At 74.0% G+C, this 17,971-nt stretch carries 20 protein-coding genes; 5 read left to right on the top strand and 15 right to left on the bottom strand.

What is annotated here, in order from left to right; genetic code table 11:
* Window positions 1-25: 25 nt before the first annotated feature.
* The 7 genes from AB0D28_RS22040 to pepN form a co-directional block, all read right to left on the bottom strand.
* A complete protein-coding gene (locus tag AB0D28_RS22040) occupies window positions 26-820 on the bottom strand; it encodes a ComEA family DNA-binding protein (protein WP_357388523.1) in 795 nt (264 codons plus the stop codon).
* A gap of 533 nt (window positions 821-1,353) precedes the next feature.
* Window positions 1,354-2,136: an SDR family oxidoreductase gene (locus tag AB0D28_RS22035; RefSeq protein ID WP_357388447.1), complete on the bottom strand. Its 783-nt coding sequence runs from the start codon at window positions 2,134-2,136 to the stop codon at window positions 1,354-1,356.
* Window positions 2,137-2,145: 9 nt separating this feature from the next.
* Window positions 2,146-3,000, bottom strand: coding sequence for a DegV family protein (locus AB0D28_RS22030; RefSeq protein ID WP_357388445.1), 855 nt, complete (start codon window positions 2,998-3,000; stop codon window positions 2,146-2,148).
* 48 nt (window positions 3,001-3,048) lie between these two features.
* Window positions 3,049-3,678, bottom strand: coding sequence for a histidine phosphatase family protein (locus AB0D28_RS22025; protein ID WP_357388443.1), 630 nt, complete (start codon window positions 3,676-3,678; stop codon window positions 3,049-3,051).
* On the bottom strand, window positions 3,675-4,079 hold the full coding sequence (rsfS, locus tag AB0D28_RS22020) for a ribosome silencing factor (protein ID WP_013287996.1): 405 nt from the start codon (window positions 4,077-4,079) through the stop codon (window positions 3,675-3,677). Before rsfS ends, AB0D28_RS22025 begins: the two co-directional genes overlap by 4 nt.
* Window positions 4,080-4,189: 110 nt before the next feature.
* A complete protein-coding gene (nadD, locus tag AB0D28_RS22015; protein WP_357388441.1) occupies window positions 4,190-4,786 on the bottom strand; it encodes a nicotinate-nucleotide adenylyltransferase in 597 nt (198 codons plus the stop codon).
* 84 nt (window positions 4,787-4,870) lie between these two features.
* Window positions 4,871-7,387, bottom strand: a complete 2,517-nt coding sequence (gene pepN / locus AB0D28_RS22010; protein WP_357388439.1) for an aminopeptidase N — start codon at window positions 7,385-7,387, stop codon at window positions 4,871-4,873.
* Window positions 7,388-7,453: 66 nt separating this feature from the next.
* On the opposite strand from pepN, the gene AB0D28_RS22005 reads away from it, so the two are divergent.
* The gene (locus tag AB0D28_RS22005) at window positions 7,454-7,672 is read left to right on the top strand and encodes a DUF397 domain-containing protein (RefSeq protein WP_013287999.1); all 219 of its coding nucleotides are present in this window, start codon (window positions 7,454-7,456) and stop codon (window positions 7,670-7,672) included.
* A 7-nt stretch (window positions 7,673-7,679) separates the two neighbouring features.
* Here AB0D28_RS22005 and AB0D28_RS22000 read toward each other — a convergent pair whose 3' ends face one another.
* A complete protein-coding gene (locus tag AB0D28_RS22000; protein WP_357388437.1) occupies window positions 7,680-8,066 on the bottom strand; it encodes a hypothetical protein in 387 nt (128 codons plus the stop codon).
* A 239-nt stretch (window positions 8,067-8,305) separates the two neighbouring features.
* On the opposite strand from AB0D28_RS22000, the gene AB0D28_RS21995 reads away from it, so the two are divergent.
* Window positions 8,306-9,589, top strand: coding sequence for a cytochrome P450 (locus AB0D28_RS21995; RefSeq protein ID WP_357388435.1), 1,284 nt, complete (start codon window positions 8,306-8,308; stop codon window positions 9,587-9,589).
* 21 nt (window positions 9,590-9,610) lie between these two features.
* Here AB0D28_RS21995 and AB0D28_RS21990 read toward each other — a convergent pair whose 3' ends face one another.
* Entirely contained in the window at window positions 9,611-10,789 is a 1,179-nt protein-coding gene (locus tag AB0D28_RS21990) for a zinc-dependent alcohol dehydrogenase (RefSeq protein ID WP_357388433.1), read from the bottom strand.
* Window positions 10,786-11,424, bottom strand: a complete 639-nt coding sequence (locus AB0D28_RS21985; RefSeq protein ID WP_357388431.1) for a cyclase — start codon at window positions 11,422-11,424, stop codon at window positions 10,786-10,788. The genes AB0D28_RS21990 and AB0D28_RS21985 overlap by 4 nt, the downstream gene beginning before the upstream one ends.
* A gap of 120 nt (window positions 11,425-11,544) precedes the next feature.
* Between AB0D28_RS21985 and AB0D28_RS21980 the strand changes: the two genes are divergently transcribed.
* A complete protein-coding gene (locus AB0D28_RS21980; RefSeq protein ID WP_357388429.1) occupies window positions 11,545-12,627 on the top strand; it encodes a glycosyltransferase family 2 protein in 1,083 nt (360 codons plus the stop codon).
* 64 nt (window positions 12,628-12,691) lie between these two features.
* On the opposite strand, the gene AB0D28_RS21975 is transcribed toward AB0D28_RS21980, so the two are convergent.
* The 3 genes from AB0D28_RS21975 to AB0D28_RS21965 are packed head-to-tail and all read right to left on the bottom strand — an operon-like array spanning window position 12,692 to window position 14,596.
* Window positions 12,692-13,330 carry a DUF3618 domain-containing protein gene (locus AB0D28_RS21975; RefSeq protein WP_357388427.1) on the bottom strand — a complete coding sequence of 213 codons (639 nt, stop codon included), beginning with the start codon at window positions 13,328-13,330 and terminating at the stop codon, window positions 12,692-12,694.
* Window positions 13,327-13,779, bottom strand: a complete 453-nt coding sequence (locus tag AB0D28_RS21970) for a phage holin family protein (RefSeq protein WP_018787295.1) — start codon at window positions 13,777-13,779, stop codon at window positions 13,327-13,329. Before AB0D28_RS21970 ends, AB0D28_RS21975 begins: the two co-directional genes overlap by 4 nt.
* Before the next feature lie 31 nt (window positions 13,780-13,810).
* The gene (locus tag AB0D28_RS21965) at window positions 13,811-14,596 is read right to left on the bottom strand and encodes a hypothetical protein (protein WP_357388425.1); all 786 of its coding nucleotides are present in this window, start codon (window positions 14,594-14,596) and stop codon (window positions 13,811-13,813) included.
* Window positions 14,597-14,805: 209 nt separating this feature from the next.
* On the opposite strand from AB0D28_RS21965, the gene AB0D28_RS21960 reads away from it, so the two are divergent.
* Window positions 14,806-15,270 carry a DUF4383 domain-containing protein gene (locus AB0D28_RS21960; protein WP_357388521.1) on the top strand — a complete coding sequence of 155 codons (465 nt, stop codon included), beginning with the start codon at window positions 14,806-14,808 and terminating at the stop codon, window positions 15,268-15,270.
* 76 nt (window positions 15,271-15,346) lie between these two features.
* Window positions 15,347-16,006, top strand: coding sequence for a DUF6766 family protein (locus AB0D28_RS21955; protein ID WP_357388423.1), 660 nt, complete (start codon window positions 15,347-15,349; stop codon window positions 16,004-16,006).
* Window positions 16,007-16,009: 3 nt separating this feature from the next.
* Here AB0D28_RS21955 and AB0D28_RS21950 read toward each other — a convergent pair whose 3' ends face one another.
* Together AB0D28_RS21950 and obgE are read right to left on the bottom strand one after the other, a co-directional pair.
* Window positions 16,010-16,459 carry a GNAT family N-acetyltransferase gene (locus AB0D28_RS21950; protein ID WP_357388421.1) on the bottom strand — a complete coding sequence of 150 codons (450 nt, stop codon included), beginning with the start codon at window positions 16,457-16,459 and terminating at the stop codon, window positions 16,010-16,012.
* Between the two features lie 59 nt (window positions 16,460-16,518).
* On the bottom strand, window positions 16,519-17,970 hold the full coding sequence (gene obgE, locus AB0D28_RS21945) for a GTPase ObgE (protein WP_357388419.1): 1,452 nt from the start codon (window positions 17,968-17,970) through the stop codon (window positions 16,519-16,521).
* Window position 17,971 lies beyond the last annotated feature (1 nt).

Here is a 17,971-nt window from a genome sequence, read left to right as displayed (position 1 = left end):
TCCGAGGACGGCTGGCGCCGGCCGTTCACACCGTCACCAGTTCCTTGAGCTGCTCGTACCGGGCGTCGCCGATGCCGTCGACCTGGCGCAGGTCGGACACGGACCGGAACCCGCCGTTGCGGTCCCGGTGGTCGAGGATCCGCTGGGCGAGCACCGGACCGACGCCCGGCAGCGCGTCGAGTTGGGCCAGGGTGGCGGTGTTCAGGTTGACCGGTCCGGCCGGTGCCGCCGGGCCGCCCGGCGCTCCACCGCCGCCCGCCGCCGGGCCGGGCGCGGCCTGGCCGGGCGGGGCGGTGACGCCGACCAGGATCAGCTCCCCGTCGGTGACCTTGCGGGCGGGATTGAGCAGGGCGGTGTCGACGCCGGGGAGCGCACCGCCCGCCGCCTCGATCGCGTCGGCGACTCGCGCGCCGGCCGGGAGACGGACCAGGCCGGGCCGCCGGACCTTCCCGGCCAAAGCGACCACCACCTGACCGGATGAGCCCGCGGGCACGGGTGCCCCGGAAACCGCTTCGGTCACCGGCGCCTCGGCGGACGCCGCGACCGGCTGGACGGCTTCGGCGCTCGGACGCGAGCGCCACGCCCAGACGGCTGCCGCCACGACCACCACTGCCGCCACCGCCGCGAGCGCGCGGACGCCCCGGCGACCGGGATCGAACGCACCGGGGCCGGGCAGCCGGGACAGGCCGCGCCCGGTCGCCGGGGCGTCGTGGATTCCGTCGTCGTCCGGATCGCCGGAGGCCGGCTCCGTCCCGAACGGATGCTCCCGCCCGCTGTCGTGCTCCGGGAAGCCACGGCGCAGGCCGAAACCCGGCTCGATCCCGCCCGGCGCACGCCCGGGCCGAGCAGGGAGATCGGGCCAGGCGCCGCCGGGGGCGGACCCGGAGCCGGCCCCGGCCGCGAAGAAGACCGGCCCGGCCGCCTCGGGCCCGGGCTCGAAGACCCGCCCGGCTTCCTCGGGCCCGGGCTCGAAGAACGGCCCGGCTTCCCCGGGCCCAGGCTCGAAGAACGGCCCGGCTTCCTCGGGTCCGGGCTCGCGGCCGGGCCCGGGCTCGCGGTCGGGTCCGGACGGGGACAGCCCCGGCCGCCGCGAGGACCGCTCCGCCCGGCCCGACCCGCCCACGCGGTCGGCGGGGATCGGCGGAACACCAGCGGCGTCCGCGAACCCGAACAGCCGGGCGAGCCGCCGCCGTACCGTCGTCTCCTCGTCGTCTGGCACGGCTCGGGACGGTACGGCGATCGTTCGTCCCGCATCGGCCGGTGAACGCTCACCTGTGGACGACCGATGCGCTGTGGACAGGCACCCGATCAAGCAGTGGCCGTGCTAGGCACGGCGCCCGGCAGATCAGCGGGTCACGCCGGTCGTGCCTCCGGGTCCAGCCCGAGCGCGGCCCGTCCACCGTCGACCGGCACCGTAGCGCCGTTGACGAACGAGGCGCGTTCGGAGAGCAGGAACGCGACCACCTCGGCCACCTCGTCGGTGCGGCCGATCCGGCCGACCGGGTGCAGCCGGGCCATCTCCGCGTCGACGTGCGCCGCCTCCACCGGGTCGAGTCCGGCCAGGTAGGCGGCGTGCCGTTCGGTGTGGACGGAGCCGAGCGCCACCGCGTTGGCGCGGATCCCCCGGGGACCGTAGTCGACTGCCAGCGCCCGGGTCAGCCCTTCCAGCGCGGCCTTCGCCGTCGCGTACGGCAGCGCACCGGGCACCGCCCGGCGTGCCTGGTGGGAGGAGACGTTGACGATCGCGCCGCCGGTGCGGGCGGCCAGGAACCGGCGTACGGCGGTGCCGGCCCCGGCCACGGCGGGGCGCAGGTTGAGCGCGATCAGGTCGACGACCTCGCTCGCGGGCGCGCGGTGCAGGTCGGCGTCGCGGAAGACGGCGGCGTTGTTGACCCAGCCGCCCAGCGGCGCGTGCGCCTCGGCGCGGTCGGCGGCCCGGTCGGTGACCGCCTCGTCGCCGGCGTCGCCGGTCACCGCGTGCAGCCGGTCGGCGAGCGGATGCCGGGCCAGCCAGTCCAGCGCGCTGGTGTCCCGCTCGACCACGACCACGGTTCCGCCGTCGGCGACGAGCCGTTCCACGACGGCCCGCCCGACGCCGCGCCCGCCGCCGGTGACGACGTACGACAGTGGGCTCATCCGGCCACCCTAGGGCGTGCGGCGGTGGATCACCACGCATGCCAGCCCCGGCCCGGCGTGGGCGGCGACCACCGCTCCGGCCTCGGTGACGTACGTGTCGTGCAGGCGGTCGCCCAGCCGCTCGGTCAGCGCGGTCAGCAGATGTTCGGCCCGCTGCGGCGCGGCGAGGTGGTGCACCGCGAGGTCCACCTCGGCGTCGTCTGCCGCCTCGACGGCGAGGTCGACCAGGCGCGCCACACCCCGGCTGGCGGTACGGACCTTGTCCTTGACCACGATCGCGCCGTCCGGCATGTGCATGATCGGCTTGACCGAGAGGGCGGTGCCGAGCAGTGCCTCGGCCGCGTTGATCCGGCCGCCCCGCCGCAGGAACTCCAGCGTGTCGACGTAGAAGTAGATGGTGGTCCGGGCGACGGCGTCCAGCGCCGCGTCGCGTACCCCGGTCAGGTCGGCGCCCCGCGCGGCGGCCGCGGCGGCCGCGAGCGCCGGGAAGCCGAGGCCCATGCCTGTGGATCGGCTGTCGACCACGGTGACCTTGTCGTCGCCGACCTCGGCGGCGGCCAGCCGGGCGGCCTCGACCGTGCCGGACAGCTCGGCGGACAGGTGCACGGACACCACGCCGTCGGCGCCCTCGGCGAGCAGCCTGCGGTAGACCTGCGCGAACTGTTCCGGCGCGGGCCGGGACGTGCTCACCGAGACCCGCCGCGCGCCCAGCGCGCGGGTGGCGTCGGCGGGCGAGGTCTCGACGCCCTCCAGCCCTTCCGCGCCGTTGAGCACGACGGTCAGCGGGACGACCGTGAGGCCGCGGGCGCGGGCCAGGTCGGGGGGCAGGTAGGCGGTGGAGTCGGTGACGACCGCGACGGGCATGCCCGGCACGCTAGCCGATGGCGCTGTGACGTGCCGGGGCCGGAGGTGTCAGAACGCGTCGGTGAGCGCCGGCTGGGTGATCAGGCCGACGTTGTGCGCGCGCAGGTGCCAGCCCCGGACGTCGTCGTGGCGCAGCTCGGACCAGTGGCAGTTGGCCAGCGAGCCGAGGCTGCGCAGCACCGCGTGGTCCCAGCCGAGCAGGTGCCCGACGCCCTGCCGGGCGCCGCCGCCGTGCGTGGTCACCACGACGGTGCCGCCGGTGGCCAGATCGGCCGCGTCCTGGAATCCGGCGCCGAGCCGGGCGCCCAGGTCGTCCAGGGGTTCGATGCCGGCGCCGGGGTCCGGGTCGCCGGCCCGCCAGCGCGCGTACTCGTCGGGGAACCGCTCGGCCACCTCGGTCAGGGTGAGGCCCTGCCACTGGCCGAAGTGCCGTTCGCGCAGCCGGGCGTCGGAGCGGACCGGCAGCCCGGTCAGCGCCGCCAGCGCGGCGGCGGTGTCGGCGGCCCGGCGCAGGTCGCTGGCGACGATCGCGTCCGGGCGCAGCGCGGCGAGCACCGGCGCGGCGGCCCGGGCCTGCTCCCGGCCGAGGTCGTTGAGCGGTACGTCGGTCTGGCCCTGGACGCGGTTGCCGGCATTCCAGTCGGTGTTGCCGTGCCGCCAGATGATCAGGCGGGTCATTCGGCGGTGGCGGTGCCGGCGGCCGAGTCGGCCAGGTCGCGATCGGTGAACGGGATCTGCGGGCAGTCCTTCCAGAGCCGGTCCAGCGCGTAGAACTCGCGCTCCTCGGTGTGCTGGACGTGCACCACGATGTCGACGTAGTCGAGCAGCACCCAGCGGCCACCGCGCTCGCCCTCGCGGCGCACCGGCTTGGCCTTCTCCGGCAGCTCCAGCAGGCGCTCCTCGATGGCGTCGACGATGGCGAGCACCTGACGCTCGTTCGGAGCGGCGGCCAGCAGGAACGCGTCGGTGATCGCGAGCTGGTCGCCCACGTCGATGATGACGATGTCCTGTGCCTTCTTGTCGGCCGCGGCCTGGGCGGCGGCCATCGCCAGCTCGTGCGCGCGTTCGGAAACTGTCACCGTTCTCCTTCGATCAACAGTGCGACCCTCCAAGCGTCTCACACCCGGCGGTGTGGCGACTCGTCAGTTCTGGTCGATTTCAGGCATGGACCGGGACGGAACGGGGCGAATCACCGCTGGTAAAGACGCCGTTTCGCGATGTACTGCACCACACCGTCGGGCACCAGGTACCACACCGGCTCGCCCCGTGCGACGCGCGCACGGCAGTCGGTCGACGAGATCGCCATCGCCGGCACCTGCACCAGGCTCACCGAGTCGGCCGGCAGGTGCTTGTCGGTGAGTTCGAAACCGGGCCGGGTCACGCCGATGAAGTGGGCCAGTTCGAGCGCCTCGTCCAGGTCCTTCCAGGAGAGGATGCGCTCCAGGGCGTCCGCGCCGGTGATGAAGAACAGCTGGGCCTTCGGGCCGTACTCGGCGTGCAGGTCGCGCAGCGTGTCGACGGTGTAGGTGGGGCCGCCCCGGTCGATGTCGACCCGGCTCACCTGGAAACGCGGGTTGGAGGCGGTGGCGATCACCGTCATGAGATAGCGGTCCTCGGCCGGGGTGACCGCTTCCTCCGCCTTCTGCCACGGTTGCCCGGTCGGCACGAAGACGACCTCGTCCAGGCCGAACCGGTCGGCCACCTCGCTCGCCGCTACCAGGTGCCCGTGGTGGATCGGGTCGAACGTGCCGCCCATGATGCCGATCCGCCGGATGTCTTCCTCCACCCAGCGATCGTAGGCCGCGTCTCGGACGGGCCCGGGCGGGGTCGGCCACGCCGGGCGGGTGCGCCCCCCGCCCGGCGTGCCCGGTCAGGCCGACGCGGCGGCCACCGCCGTCCGCGCCACGAGCGCCCGGCGCATGTCGTCGTCCAGGTCGGTCACCCACCGCCGCAGACCGGGCGTGAGGTCGTCGCGGGCCAGCAGCGCCGCGGCCATCTCCCGGGTGGGCTGCGACACGGCGTAACGGGGGTACGCGGCGACAGTGACCGCGTCGGCCACCCAGGCGGTACGCAGACGCGCCGCCGCCGGCATATCGGTGAAGTAGCGCTCCACGTACCCGGCGGTCAGCTCGGGCTGCTCGGGCTGCCAGAAGCCCTCGGCGGTCGCCTCGACCAGCCGGTTCGACAGCTCGGTGCTGCGCGTGACGATCTCCCAGGCGGCCCGTTTCGCGTCGGCGTCGGGCAGCGCGGCCCGGCACGCGGCGGCCTGCTCGGCGCCGGTGGCGCTGCGGTCGCCGTCGGCCTCGGCGTCGATCTCCGGCGCCCCGGCCGCGCCGAGCACCACGAGCCGGCGAAGCACCGCCCACCGCAGGTCGGCGTCGACCGCGAGCCCTGGCGGCACGTCCTTGCCGGCGAGCCAGCCGGTCAGCATGGCCGTGTCGGTGGTGGCACCGATCAGGCCCCGCGCCGCCGCCAGTTGCAGGGAGCCGCCCGCGGGCGCCGAGTCGAGCAGCGCCGCGCAGGCGGTCGCCACCCGCAGCAGCGCCGCGTCCCGGGCGAGCGGGTCGAGGTAGCGGTCGATCAGCCGGCGGCTGAGCAGCAGCACGTCCTCGACGATCGTCACTTCGGTCTCGGCGGGTAGCGCCGCCGCGATCAGCCCGGCGAGCGCGCCGGCCGGCCGTTCCCCGTCGGTGACCGCGTCCAGCGTCTCGGCCCAGAGCAGCGCCCGGGCCAGCGAATCGTCGAGCCCCGGCAGCAGCAGCGGCACCGCGTCCGCCGAGGCCGGGTCGAGCCGGATCTTGGCGAACGTCAGGTCACCGGCGTTCGGCAGCACGAGCCCGGTGGCAGGCCGCCCGACCAGCTCGGGCAGCGGCGTACGACCGCCGTCGGCGTCGGGGTCGAGGTCGACCTCGAACCGGTACGCCGGACCGTCGGCGGTGTGGTGGGCCACCCCGATGCGGTGCGGCCGCAGCACCGGGTGGCTCGCCGGGGCGGTCTGCACGATCGCCACATCGGTCCACCGGCCGTCGGCGTCCACGGCGGTGTCGACCCGCAGCGTGTTCACCTGCGCGCGGCGCAGCCAGCGTTCCGCCCAGCCGTCCAGGTCGCGGCCGCTCGCCGCGCCCAGGGCGGCCAGCAGGTCGGCGAGCGTGGCGTTGCCGAACCGGTGCGCGGCGAAGTGCGCGTTCAGCCCGGCCAGGAACGCCTCGTCACCGAGCCAGGCGACGAGCTGGCGCAGCACGCTGGCGCCCTTGGCGTACGAGATGCCGTCGAAGTTGAGCAGCGCCTGCGCGGCGTCTGCCACCTCCTCCGGCGCCACCGGGTGGGTGGAGGGGCGCTGGTCGGCGGTGTAGCCCCAGGCCTTGCGGTGGCTCGCGAACGTGGTCCACGCCCGGTCGAACCGGGTCGCCTCGGCGGTGACCCGGGTGCCGAGGTATTCGGCGAAGGACTCGTTGAGCCACAGGTCGTCCCACCAGCTCATGGTGACCAGGTCACCGAACCACATGTGCGCCATCTCGTGGGCGATGGTGGTGGCGCGCAGCTCCCGCTGGGTGTCGGTGACGGCGGAGCGGAAGACGTAGTCGTCGCGGATCGTGACCAGGCCCGGGTTCTCCATCGCGCCGGCGTTGAACTCGGGCACGAACGCCTGGTCGTACTTGCCGAACGGGTAGCGCTCGGCGAAGAGCTGGTGGAAGCGGTCGAGGCACTGCCGGGTGACGGTGAGGATCTCGTCGGCGTCGGCGTCCAGGTGGGCGGCGAGCGAACGCCGGCAGTAGAGGCCGAGCGGGATGCCGTCGTGCTCGGCGCGCAGCACGTGCCAGGGCCCGGCGATCAGCGAGACGAAGTAGGTGGCCAGGGGTTCGGTGGTGGCGAAGTCCCAACGCCCCGGTGCGGGCCGGTCGGCCAGCGGCCCGTTGGCGGCGACAGTCCACTCCGGCGGCGCGGTGACGGTCAGCGTCACAGGGGCCTTCAGGTCGGGCTGGTCGAACGCGGCGAAGACGCGCGGCCCGTCGTCCAGGAACGACAGCGCGTAGAGGTAGGTCTCGCCGTCTGCCGGGTCGACGAAACGGTGCAGCCCCTCGCCGGTGTTGGAGTAGGCCATCTCGGCCTCGACGGTGAGCGTGTTGTCCTCGGCCAGGCCGGTCAGCGGCAGCCGGTCGCCGGCCAGCAGGGCCGGGTCGAGGTCGTTGCCGTTGAGGCGGACGGCGAGGAGTCGGCGCGGCTTGACGTCGACGAAGGTCTCGGCGCCGGGGGTGGCCCGGAACCGGATGGTGACGGCGGAGCGGAACCGCTCGGCGTCGCCGGTCAGGTCGAGGTCCACATCGTAGGACTCGACGGTGATCGACGCGCGGCGCGCGGTCGCCTCTGCACGGGTGAGGCTCGGCATCCGCTTATCCTGCCCGATGTGGTCCGCTCGGGCCGTCTCGTTACGCGTGGCGATGGAGGAACAGCGATGGGTCAGCACCCCAAGGGCGATTTCGACCTCTCCCGGGCGGTTTGGCAGCGGGCTGAGGGCGACACCTCCGAGGGAGCGGTCGAAGTGGCATTCGTCGACGACCTGATCGGTATGCGCAACTCCGCCGAGCCGGACGGGCCGGTGCTGGTCTTCACCCAGGCCGAGTGGGACGCGTTCGTCGCGGGCGCCCAGGACGGCGAGTTCGACCTGGACTGAGCGCGGCTCAGTCACCGTCGCCCCAGCCGAGGCCGCCCGGACCGGGCGCGTGGTGGAAGCCGGGGTGGCCGGCCACGTCCGCACAGCCCTCGCCGTCGGGGCCGAGGGCGTCGCAGAACAGCCGCTCGGCGCGGTGCCAGGCGTCCGCCGGGGACAACGCCGCCGCGCCGAGCGCCAGCTCCGGGCGGAGCAGGCCGAGGGCTTCGGCGTACGCCACCGCGTGCTCCCGCGCGACGGCGGGATCGGCGGCGGCGAAGCCCAGGTGCACTGTGAAGTGGCGCGGCGGGCGGGGCGCGGAGCGCCGGGGCGCGCCGATCAGCGGCCCGCCGCCGCGGTCGCCGCGCAGCCGGGCCGTCGCCTCGCGGTGCCGTCGTACCGCCCTGTCGTCACGCATCGGTGTCCTCCCCCGTCTCCGGTGACCGCGCCGCCGGACGTCGCGCCGGCGGCGGCGGGCCGGTCGCCGCCGGTCCGCGACACCGAGACAACCAGCTTTTCCGCGCCCGGGGAGGGGCCAGCACGCGTCCGTGTCGCCGGCCCCTCCCTCAACGGGCCGGAGCTGCTGGAATGGAGGGTTCGGCCGCGCCGGCCCGGGTAGGTAGGCAGGGCCGCCGAACCGCGTCAGGAGCAGCTGAGATGAGCACCATGCCGAGCGACCGGAGCCCGGACAGCACGCTCGCGTTCCTCCGTGAGGGCTACCGCTTCGTCGGCGCCCGCTGCGACCGCCTCGGCACCGATGTCTTCCAGACCCGGCTGCTGCTGGAGCCGACGATCTGCCTGCGCGGCCGGGAGGCCGCCGAGTTGTTCTACGACGAGGAGCGGTTCGTCCGGCGCGGCGCGATGCCGATGCGCGGGCAGCGCACGCTCACCGGCGTCGGTGGTGTGCAGGGCCTCGACGGCGAGGCGCACCGGGTCCGCAAGGCGATGTTCATGTCGATCATGACGCCGGCCGCGATCCGCCGTCTCGGGGAGATCTTCGACGAGCAGTGGCGGGCCCGGATCCCGGTCTGGGCGCGGGGCGGGCCGGTGGTGCTCTACGACGAGGTGGGCCGGATCCTGACCCGTACGGTCTGGGCCTGGGCCGGGGTGCCGCTGGCCGAGGCCGACGTGCCGCGCCGGACCGCCGAGATGCACGCGATGATCGAGTCACCGGCCGCGCTGGGCCCCCGGCACTGGCGCGGGCGGCTCGGCCGCCGCCACGCGCAACGCTGGGCCGGCGAGCTGATCGAGCGGGTACGCGCGGGCGCGGTGCCCGCCCCGGAGGGCAGCGCGCTGGCGGTGGTGGCCGGGCACCGGGACGAACGGGGTGTGCCGCTGCCCCGCCGGATCGCCGCCGTGGAGCTGCTCAACGTGCTGCGCCCCACCGTCGCGGTGGACCGGTACGTGGTCTTCGCCGCGCTGGCGCTGCACGACCACCCGCACTGGCGGGACCGGCTACCCGGCGACGCCGCCGCGACCGAGCGGTTCGTGCAGGAGGTACGCCGCTACTACCCGTTCTTCCCGGTCGCCGCGGCCCGGGTACGCCGCTCGTTCCAGTGGCGGGGGTACGCGTTCCCGCAGGGCCGGCGCGTGCTGCTCGACCTGTACGGCACGAACCACCACCCCGACATCTGGCCGGAGCCGGAGCGGTTCCGCCCGGAGCGCTTCACCGGCTGGCGGGACGACCCGTTCGGCCTGATCCCGCAGGGCGGCGGTGACCACTTCACCGGCCACCGCTGCGCCGGTGAGTGGATCACCATCGAGCTGATGAAGCGGGCCGTGACGAACCTGACCGGGGCGATGAGCTACCGCGTACCGCCCCAGGACCTGGCGCTCGACCTCGGTTCGATGCCGGCGTTGCCGCCCGCCGGGCTGGTGCTCGACGGGGTACGCCCGGCCGACGGCGCACACTCGGCCGACGGGGTACGCCCGCTGCGCTGAAGGGTCGCACCCCTCACTCGGTCAGGCGGCCTGCGGGTGCAGCACGCTACGCAGGCAGCCGTCCTCCTTCTTCTCGAAGATCTCGTAGCCCCGGGCGCCCTGTTCCAGCGACATCGGGTGGGTCGCCAGGTAGCCGGGGTCGATCTCGCCGGCCGCGATCCGGTCCAGCAGCATCGGGATGTAGCGCTGGGCGTGCATCTGCCCCATCCGCAGCACCAGTGCCTTGTTCATGGCCGCGCCGAGCGGGAACTTGTCCACCAGGCCGCCGTACACGCCGACGATGCTCACCGTGCCGCCCTTGCGAGCCGCCATGATCGCCTGACGGACCGAGGTGGGCCGGTCGGTCTGCGCGCGTACCGTCTGCTTGGCCTTGTCGTACGCGTACGCCGGGCCGACGTCGTGCGACTCCATGCCGACGGCCTCGATGCAGGCGTCCGGGCCGCGCCCGGCGGTCATCTCCCGCAGCGCCTCCAGCACGTCGGTCTCGGCGTAGTTGATCGTCTCCACGCCGAGCCGCTGCGCGGCGGTGGCGAGCCGTTCCGGCAGCCGGTCGATGACCACGACGCGCTCGGCGCCGAGGATCTGCGCGGACCGGGCGGCCATCTGGCCGACGCCGCCGGCGCCCCAGACGGCCACCACCTCGCCGCCCTTGAGGTCGCAGAAGTCGGCGGCCATCCAGCCGGTCGGCATCGCGTCGGAGGCGAAGACGACCGAGTCGTCCGGCACCCCGTCCGGCACCGTGAACGCGCCGACGTCGCCGAACGGCACCCGGATGTACTCGGCGTGGCTGCCGGAGTAGCCGCCCGCCGCGTGCGAGTAGCCGAGGATGCCGGCGGGCGAGTGGCCCCACAGCTTCTCGGTGAAGACCGGCTGCGGGTTGGAGTTGTCGCAGAGCGAGAACTGCTCGGTGCGGCAGTACCAGCACGAGCCGCAGGCCACCACGGATCCGACCACCACCCGGTCACCGACGGAGATCCGCCGCACGTCCGGGCCGGTCTCGACCACCTCGCCCATGAACTCGTGGCCGAGGATGTCGCCCTCGCGCATGGCCGGCAGGTAACCATTGATCAGGTGCAGGTCGGAGCCGCAGACACTGCTCGCGCGCACCTTGACGATGATGTCGCCGCCGGACCTGATGGTCGGCTCCGGCACGTCCCGCACTGCCAGCTTGCCCACGCCCTCCCAGCACAGCGCCCTCACGGTCGTCCTCCCGCCGTCAGCCTCTCGCGTACCTTGTCCGTCGCCCGTTCCTGCCGGGGGTTGCGCCCGGACGGGTCGTGCCGGGTGTCCAGCACCTGCCCGGTCTCGATCAGCGACTTGATCCGGCGCAGCGCGGTACGCAGCCCCAGGTCCGGGTCGTCGCCGCCGGCCAGGCCGACCGCCCGCCGGATCGGCCCGGAGCGCCACCGCAGCTCGGCCCGGATCTCGGTGCCCCGGTCCTGCGGGGCGGCGACCAGCTCGACCCGGCCGCGCTGGGCGACCGGCCCGTCGGTGACCCGCCAGCTCAGCCGGCCCGGCCCGTCGACGGTGATCTCGGCCCGCCACTCGGTGCCGCCGCCGGCCGGGTCGGCCGCCACGCAGCGCCACCGGTTCGCGTCGAGCTGCTCCAGCGTGGCCCACTCGGCCAGCCCCCGGTCGAGCCGTTCCCGGTCGGTCCAGAAGCCGATCACCTCGTCGACCGGCCGGTTCACGGTGATCCCCCGGTGCACCACGTACCAGCCGTCCTCCCGGTCGGGCTGGTGCCGGTGCCGCCGCCGCGCCACCGTCCGGGTGACTCCGAGCGCCGTCACGGCGGCGGCGCCGGCCAGCGCCCATCTCGTCGCGTTGCTGGGCATCACGTCTCCTTCCGACTCGGTCCGTCCGTATCCGGCTGCGCTACCCGACGCAGCACGCCCGAAACGGTTTCAGCGACCGCATTCCGGGCAAGTCGCGTCACCCGACACGAGGGAGGCGACGTGACCCGACCGACCGCCGCGCACCGCGACGAGGGCGCCGCGTCCGCGCCGGTCCGGCTTCCGATGGCGTACGTCCTGCCGCTGCGCGCCCACGACGACAGCGGCCTGGACGAGCTGACCGGGTACCTGCGCGAGCTGAGCCGGTCTGTCGACGTGGTGGTGGTCGACGGATCGGCGCCGGAGCTGTTCGCCCGGCACGCCGCCGCCTGGCGCGGGCTCGTGCGGCACGTGCCGCCGGACCCGGCGCTGCGCGGGCGCAACGGCAAGGTGCTCGGCGTGCTCACCGGCGTCGCGCTGGCCCGGCACGAGCACGTGGTGATCGCCGACGACGACGTCCGGTACGACCGGGCCGCGCTGTCCGCGGTGCACCAGATGCTGGACGGGGTGGACCTGGTCCGGCCGCAGAACCACTTCGACCCGCTGCCCTGGCACGCCTGGTGGGACACCGGCCGGACGCTGCTGGCCCGCGTGTTCGGCGGCGACTGGCCGGGCACCCTGGGAGTGCGGCGGAGCACGTTCCTGGCGATGGGCGGCTACGACCCCGACGTGCTCTTCGAAAACCTGGAGCTGGCCCGGACCGTGCGGGCGTACGGCGGCAGCACCGCCACCCCGGCCTGGCTGTACGTGCGGCGGCTACCGCCCTCCGCCGCGCACTTCCTCGGGCAGCGGGTGCGCCAGGCGTACGACGAGACGGCCCGGCCGGTGTGGCTGCTGGCCGCGCTCGCGGTGCTGCCGGCGACGGCGGTCGCGATCGCCGCCCGCCGGCCCGGGCTGCTGCTGCGGGCCGGGCTGGCGACGGTCGCGGTGGCGGAGCTGGGCCGGCGACGGGCCGGCGGCGCCCGGGTCTTCCCGGCGCACACCAGCCTCGCCGCGCCCGCCTGGGTGCTGGAGCGCGGCCTGTGCGCCTGGCTGGCGGTGGGCCGGCGGCTGCGCGGCGGGGTGCCCTACGCGGGCGCCCGGCTGCGGACGGCGGCCAACCCCACACGGGCCCTGCGCCGGCGGATGACGCGGCGCCGCCCCGACGATCTGGTGCTCTGGGTGCAGGCCGGGGCACTGCCCCCGCCGCTGCGCGCCGAGGTGTAAGGAAGGGCCCCTTTTTATCGCCCAGGCGATAAAAAGGGGCCCTTCCTTACCGAGGGCGCGGACTTCAGGACCGCACCTGCTCGGCGCTGTGCCGGACGTCCTGCGCGGCGGCGCGGCCGTCGTCCTTGACCGCGTACGCGGCGTCCTGCGCGGTCGCCTTCACCGACTCGGCGGCGTGCTGCGCGGGCTCGCGCAGCTCCTCCTTCAGCTCACCGGCGACCTCGCCAAGCTTCTCCTTGACCACGCCACCGTGCTCGGCCGCCTTCTCCTTGACCTGCGCGGCGACCTGCTGCTCGCGGCGGGTGGCCGGAATCAGCGAGGAGACCAGCATGCCGACGCCGAAGGCGATCACGCCGGCGGCGATCGGGTTGCCCTCGGACTTGCGCCGCACCACCTGCGGCGCCCGGTGGGCGGCGTCACTCACCGTGGCGGCGGCGGACTGCGCCTTGTCGCCCACCGTGGAGGCCATCGAGGAGGCGTGGTCGCCCACCGAGTGGGCGGCGTGGCCGGTGCTGTGGCCGAGGTCCGAAGCGGTTCCCATCACCTTGTCCTTCACGTTCGTCAGCGCGCTGCGTACGCGCTGCTTGCGGTCGTCGACGATGCGGCTCGGGCTGACCTTGTACGCCAGGGCGTCCACGTCCGAGCTGAGGTTGTTGCGAGTGGCTTCGATCTCACGGCGGATCTGCTCGGGATCGGTGCTCATCGGGTGACTCCCTCCGGGTGCGGCTTGAGCGCGTCGGGGATGCGCTGCACGCTGTCGTTCGTCTGCTTCAGGCCGCGGATCCGCTCGGCGTTCTTCTTGCCCATCGAGTACAGGACCGCCGCGACAGCGGCCCAGATCACGGCCACGATCAGCGCGGCCAGCCCGGAGTCCATGACGTTGTCGAGGAACTGCCAGATCGCGATCGAGACGAAGAGCGCCACCATGTAGCCGCCGAAGCCGGCGCCGCCGAACAGTCCGGCGGCCTTGCCCGCCTTCTTGCCCTCCTGGCGGATCTCGGCCTTGGCGAGCTCGACCTCCTGGCGCATCAGCGTGGACAGGTCGGTGGTGACCTGACGCATCAGGTCACCGAGCGAGCTGCCGCGCACCTCGTCGGCGTGGGGCGGTGCGCCCGCCGCCTGATAGCCGGGGTCCTGCGTGGGTACGGTCATGCCGTCGCCTCCCTTCTGCCGGTGCGGCCGGTCACGGGCGGGGAGCACCGGTGGACGGGACACCAGGCAGCGGGTCGGTGCGCTCCGGCGGCGGCAGCGGCTGACCGGTGCCACCCGCCGGGTCGGCCCAGGTGTTCGGGGCGCCGCCGGCCGGGTAGGTCGCGCCCGGCGCGGAGTAGCCCGGGTCCGGCTCGGCGTAGCTGCCCGGCGTCGGGTCGAGGTAGCCGCCCGGCGGCACCTGGCCCGGCACCTCGCGCGCGGTCGGGATGACGGCGGTGCGATCCGGGTCGTACGCCGGCCGCGCCGTGCTGTCGTCGCCGATCGCGGCGATGTTGCGGGTGAGCCGCCCGGCGACCACGCCGAGCAGCGCCGCGCCGACGAGGAACGTGCCGGGGTTGCGGCGGGCGTAGCTCTTCACCTCGTTGAGCAGGTCGCCCGGCTCGCGCTGCTCCAGCCAGCCGGCCACGCCGTGCACCCGCTCGGCCGCCTGGTGGGCCAGCTCGGTGACCGGCCCGGAGCCGCCGCCCTGCTGCGCCATGGTGCGCATCTCGTCGGCGAGCGAGCGCAGCCCGCTGGCGGCGCGCTGCTGCTGCTGGCCGGCCTGGGCGGTGACCTGGCTGCGGGTCTCGCCGTAAAGGTCGCGGGCCTGCCGCTTGGCCTCGCCCACCACCTCCCGGCCCTGCTCCTTGGCGGTCTGCGCGACAGCGCCGCCCGCGTTCGCGGCGTCGGAGCCGACCTGGCGGGCCTGGTCACGTACGCCGCCACCACCGTTCGTCGACTGGTACGTGGCCGAACTGGGGGAAAGATCCTGAGTCATGGTGTCCCTTCCGCTCGTGTGTTTCCCAGCGGTTGTCTTCGGGGGGTACGCGGATCGTTTCCGCGTGACAATCGCCCTACCCCAGGTCGACGGCTCCATGCCTGATTCGTGAATTCTCTGCGGGACCGGCCCGCCCCGGTCAGAGAATGGGATGCCTGCCCGCCCGGGCGGCGACGCGTCCCACGGGGGTGACAGGGATGGCACGTGACCTGCGCGAACACGCGCCCGCCCGGCCTGCGGTGCAGAAGGTCGCCCTCGCGGCGGCGGCCCTCTTCGCGCTCATCGGCGTGCTGGGCTTCGTGCCCGGCATCACCACCCACTACGGCGAGTTGACGTTCGCCGGGCACCACTCCGAGGCGAAGCTGCTCGGGGTGTTCCAGGTGTCGGTGCTGCACAACCTGCTGCACCTGCTGTTCGGGCTGGTCGGGCTGGTGATGGCCCGGCGGCTGGCCGGGGCGCGGGTGTTCCTGGCCGGTGGCGGCGCGCTCTACCTGGTGCTGTGGCTGTACGGCTTCGCCGTCGACAGGGACACCGCCGCGAACTTCGTGCCGGTGAACGACGCCGACAACTGGCTGCACCTGTTCCTCGGCTTCGGCATGCTCGCCGCCGGCCTGCTGCTCAACGACAATCTGGGCACCGGAAGCCCGGTCGAGGCCCCGTTCGACCGCCCCTGACCAGGCGCGACACGCTGGGCCGGCGTTTGCCCGGGTACGGCCGGGGGCAGGAGGGCCGCGACGAGGAGGTTCGGCGATGCCACGGTGGTTGCGCGACAACATGCTCTCGGTGGCCATGCTCGGCGCGTTCCTCGTCTTCCTGCTGCTGCAGAGCGTGTTCGGCTGGCAGGTGCACAACGAGGAACTGAGCCGGTACGGCGCCGAGCCGCTGAGCTGGTGGGCCTATCTGGGCACCGGGCACTTCGCCGAGGCGGTGTTCGAGAACTGGGAGTCGGAGTTCCTCCAGATGGGCGGCTACGTGCTGCTCACCGCGTACCTGGTGCAGAAGGGCTCGGCCGAGTCGAAGCCGGTGGACCAGACGGACCGGCCGGAGGACAACCGCGACCACGCCGGCCCGCACGCGCCGTGGCCGGTACGCGTGGGCGGGCTGCCGCTCGTGGTCTACCGCAACAGCCTCGCCATCGCACTCCTGATGATCTTCGGGGGCGCGTTCCTGGGGCACCTGTTCGGCGGCGTGGCCGCCTACAACCAGGAGCAGGCGCTGGAGAGCGACGCCGCCCCGATCAGCGCCTGGCAGTTCCTCGGCACCAGCGACTTCTGGTTCCAGTCCATGCAGAACTGGCAGAGCGAGTTCCTCGCCGTCGGCGTGCTGATCCTGCTCAGCATCGTGCTGCGCCAGCACGCCAGCCCGGAGTCCAAGCCGGTCACCGCGCCGCACGCGCAGACCAGCGCCTGAGCGTCAGGCCGCGACCGGCAGCCGCTTGGCGAAGCAGACGCTGTACGGGTTGTCCACGTACTCGCCGTAGACCGGGATCGGCTCGTAACCGCTGGACCGGTAGAGCCCGATCGCGGCCGGCAGGTAGGTGCCCGTCTCCAGGCACACCGTGCGGTGACCCTGCCGGAACGCCAGTTCCTCCAGCGCCACGAGCAGCTGCCGGGCAATGCCCCGCCCCCGGTACGCCGGCCGCACGTACATCCGCTTCAGCTCGCCGGTGCCGGCGTCGAGCGCCTGGAGTCCGCCGCAGCCGACCGCCCGGCCGCCGACGACAGCGGCCAGGTAGTGGATGTCGGTGTGCACGACTGTGACCTGCCCGTCCAGGCCGCCGTCCGCGTCGCGCAGCTCACGCTGCTGGGCGACGACGAGCGCGGCGATCTCCGGATCGGTGACGGGACGGGACTCGATCAACATGTCCGTACGCTAGATCGGCCGGATTTCGCGCAGGTTTCCCGCCACCGACCCGCAAACGGCTACTCGGCGTCCGCTTCCGCGGCGGACGCGGCCTCGATCTCGTCCTCCGGCCGGACCCGGCGGGCCTTGCGGGCCGCCAGCCGGTCGGACGCCGACGGACGGTTCGACTTCTCCTCCAGCCGGACGTCGGTGCCCCGGTTACCGGGTACGAAGTCGACACCGGCGTAGAGCGTCGGCTGCCAGTCGAACTCCCGGTCGCCGATGCGCACCAGGTCGCCGGCCTGGGCGCCGGCCTTGGCGAGCTTCTCCTCGACGCCGAGGCGGGCCAGCCGGTCGGCCAGGTAACCCACCGCCTCGTCGTTGTCGAAGTTGGTCTGCTTCACCCAGCGCTCCGGGCGGCTGCCGCGCACCGTGTACGAGCCGTCGTCCTCGGCCTCGATGGTGAAGCCGGCGTCGTCGACCGCCTTCGGGCGGATCACGATCCGGGTCGGCTCGGCCGGCGGGGCGGCGCGGCGGCCCTGGTCGACCAGCTCCGCCATCGCGTACGTCAGCTCGCGCAGGCCCTCCCGGGTGGCGGTGGAGACGTCGAACACGCGCAGGCCGCGCGCCTCCAGGTCGGGGCGGACGATGTCGGCGAGGTCCTTGCCGTCCGGCACGTCGACCTTGTTGAGCGCGACCAGCCGGGGCCGGTCGGCGAGCCCGCCGTACTGGGACAGCTCGGACTCGATGGCGTCGATGTCGGCGAGCGGGTCGCGGCCGGGCTCCAGCGTCGCGGTGTCGATCACGTGCACCAGCACGGCACAGCGCTCGACGTGGCGGAGGAACTCCAGGCCCAGGCCCTTGCCGGTGGCCGCGCCCGGGATCAGGCCGGGCACGTCGGCGACGGTGAAGGTGTGGTTGTCCACCCGGACCACGCCCAGGTTCGGCACCAGCGTGGTGAACGGGTAGTCGGCGATCTTCGGCTTGGCCGCCGAGATCACCGAGATCAGCGACGACTTGCCGGCGGACGGAAAGCCGACCAGGCCCACGTCGGCGACGCTCTTGAGCTCCAGCACGACGTCCAGCCGGTCGCCGGGCTCACCCAGCTCGGCGAAGCCGGGCGCCTTGCGGCGGGCGTTGGCCAGCGAGGCGTTGCCGCGCCCGCCCCGGCCACCCCGGGCCGCCTCGAACGTGGTGCCGACGCCGACCAGGTCGGCCAGCACCTCGCCGTCGAGGCTCTGCACCACTGTGCCGTTCGGCACCTTGATGAGCAGGTCGCGGCCGTTGGCGCCGTCCCGGTTCGAGCCGGCGCCGCCCTTGCCGTTCTCGGCCTTGAGGTGCGGCCGGAAATGGAAGTCGAGCAGCGTGGTGACCTGCGGGTCGACCACCAGCGACACGCTGCCGCCGTGGCCGCCGTTACCGCCGTCGGGCCCGCCGAACGGCTTGAACTTCTCCCGGTGGATCGAGACACAGCCGTGCCCGCCGTCGCCGGCCTGCATGTGCAGGACGACCCGGTCAACGAACGTCGTCACG

Origin of the sequence: Micromonospora sp. NPDC048169, from assembly GCF_040652815.1 — a bacterium.
In the GTDB taxonomy this organism is placed as follows: domain Bacteria; phylum Actinomycetota; class Actinomycetes; order Mycobacteriales; family Micromonosporaceae; genus Micromonospora.
This window is presented reverse-complemented; position numbering and strand designations above follow the sequence as displayed.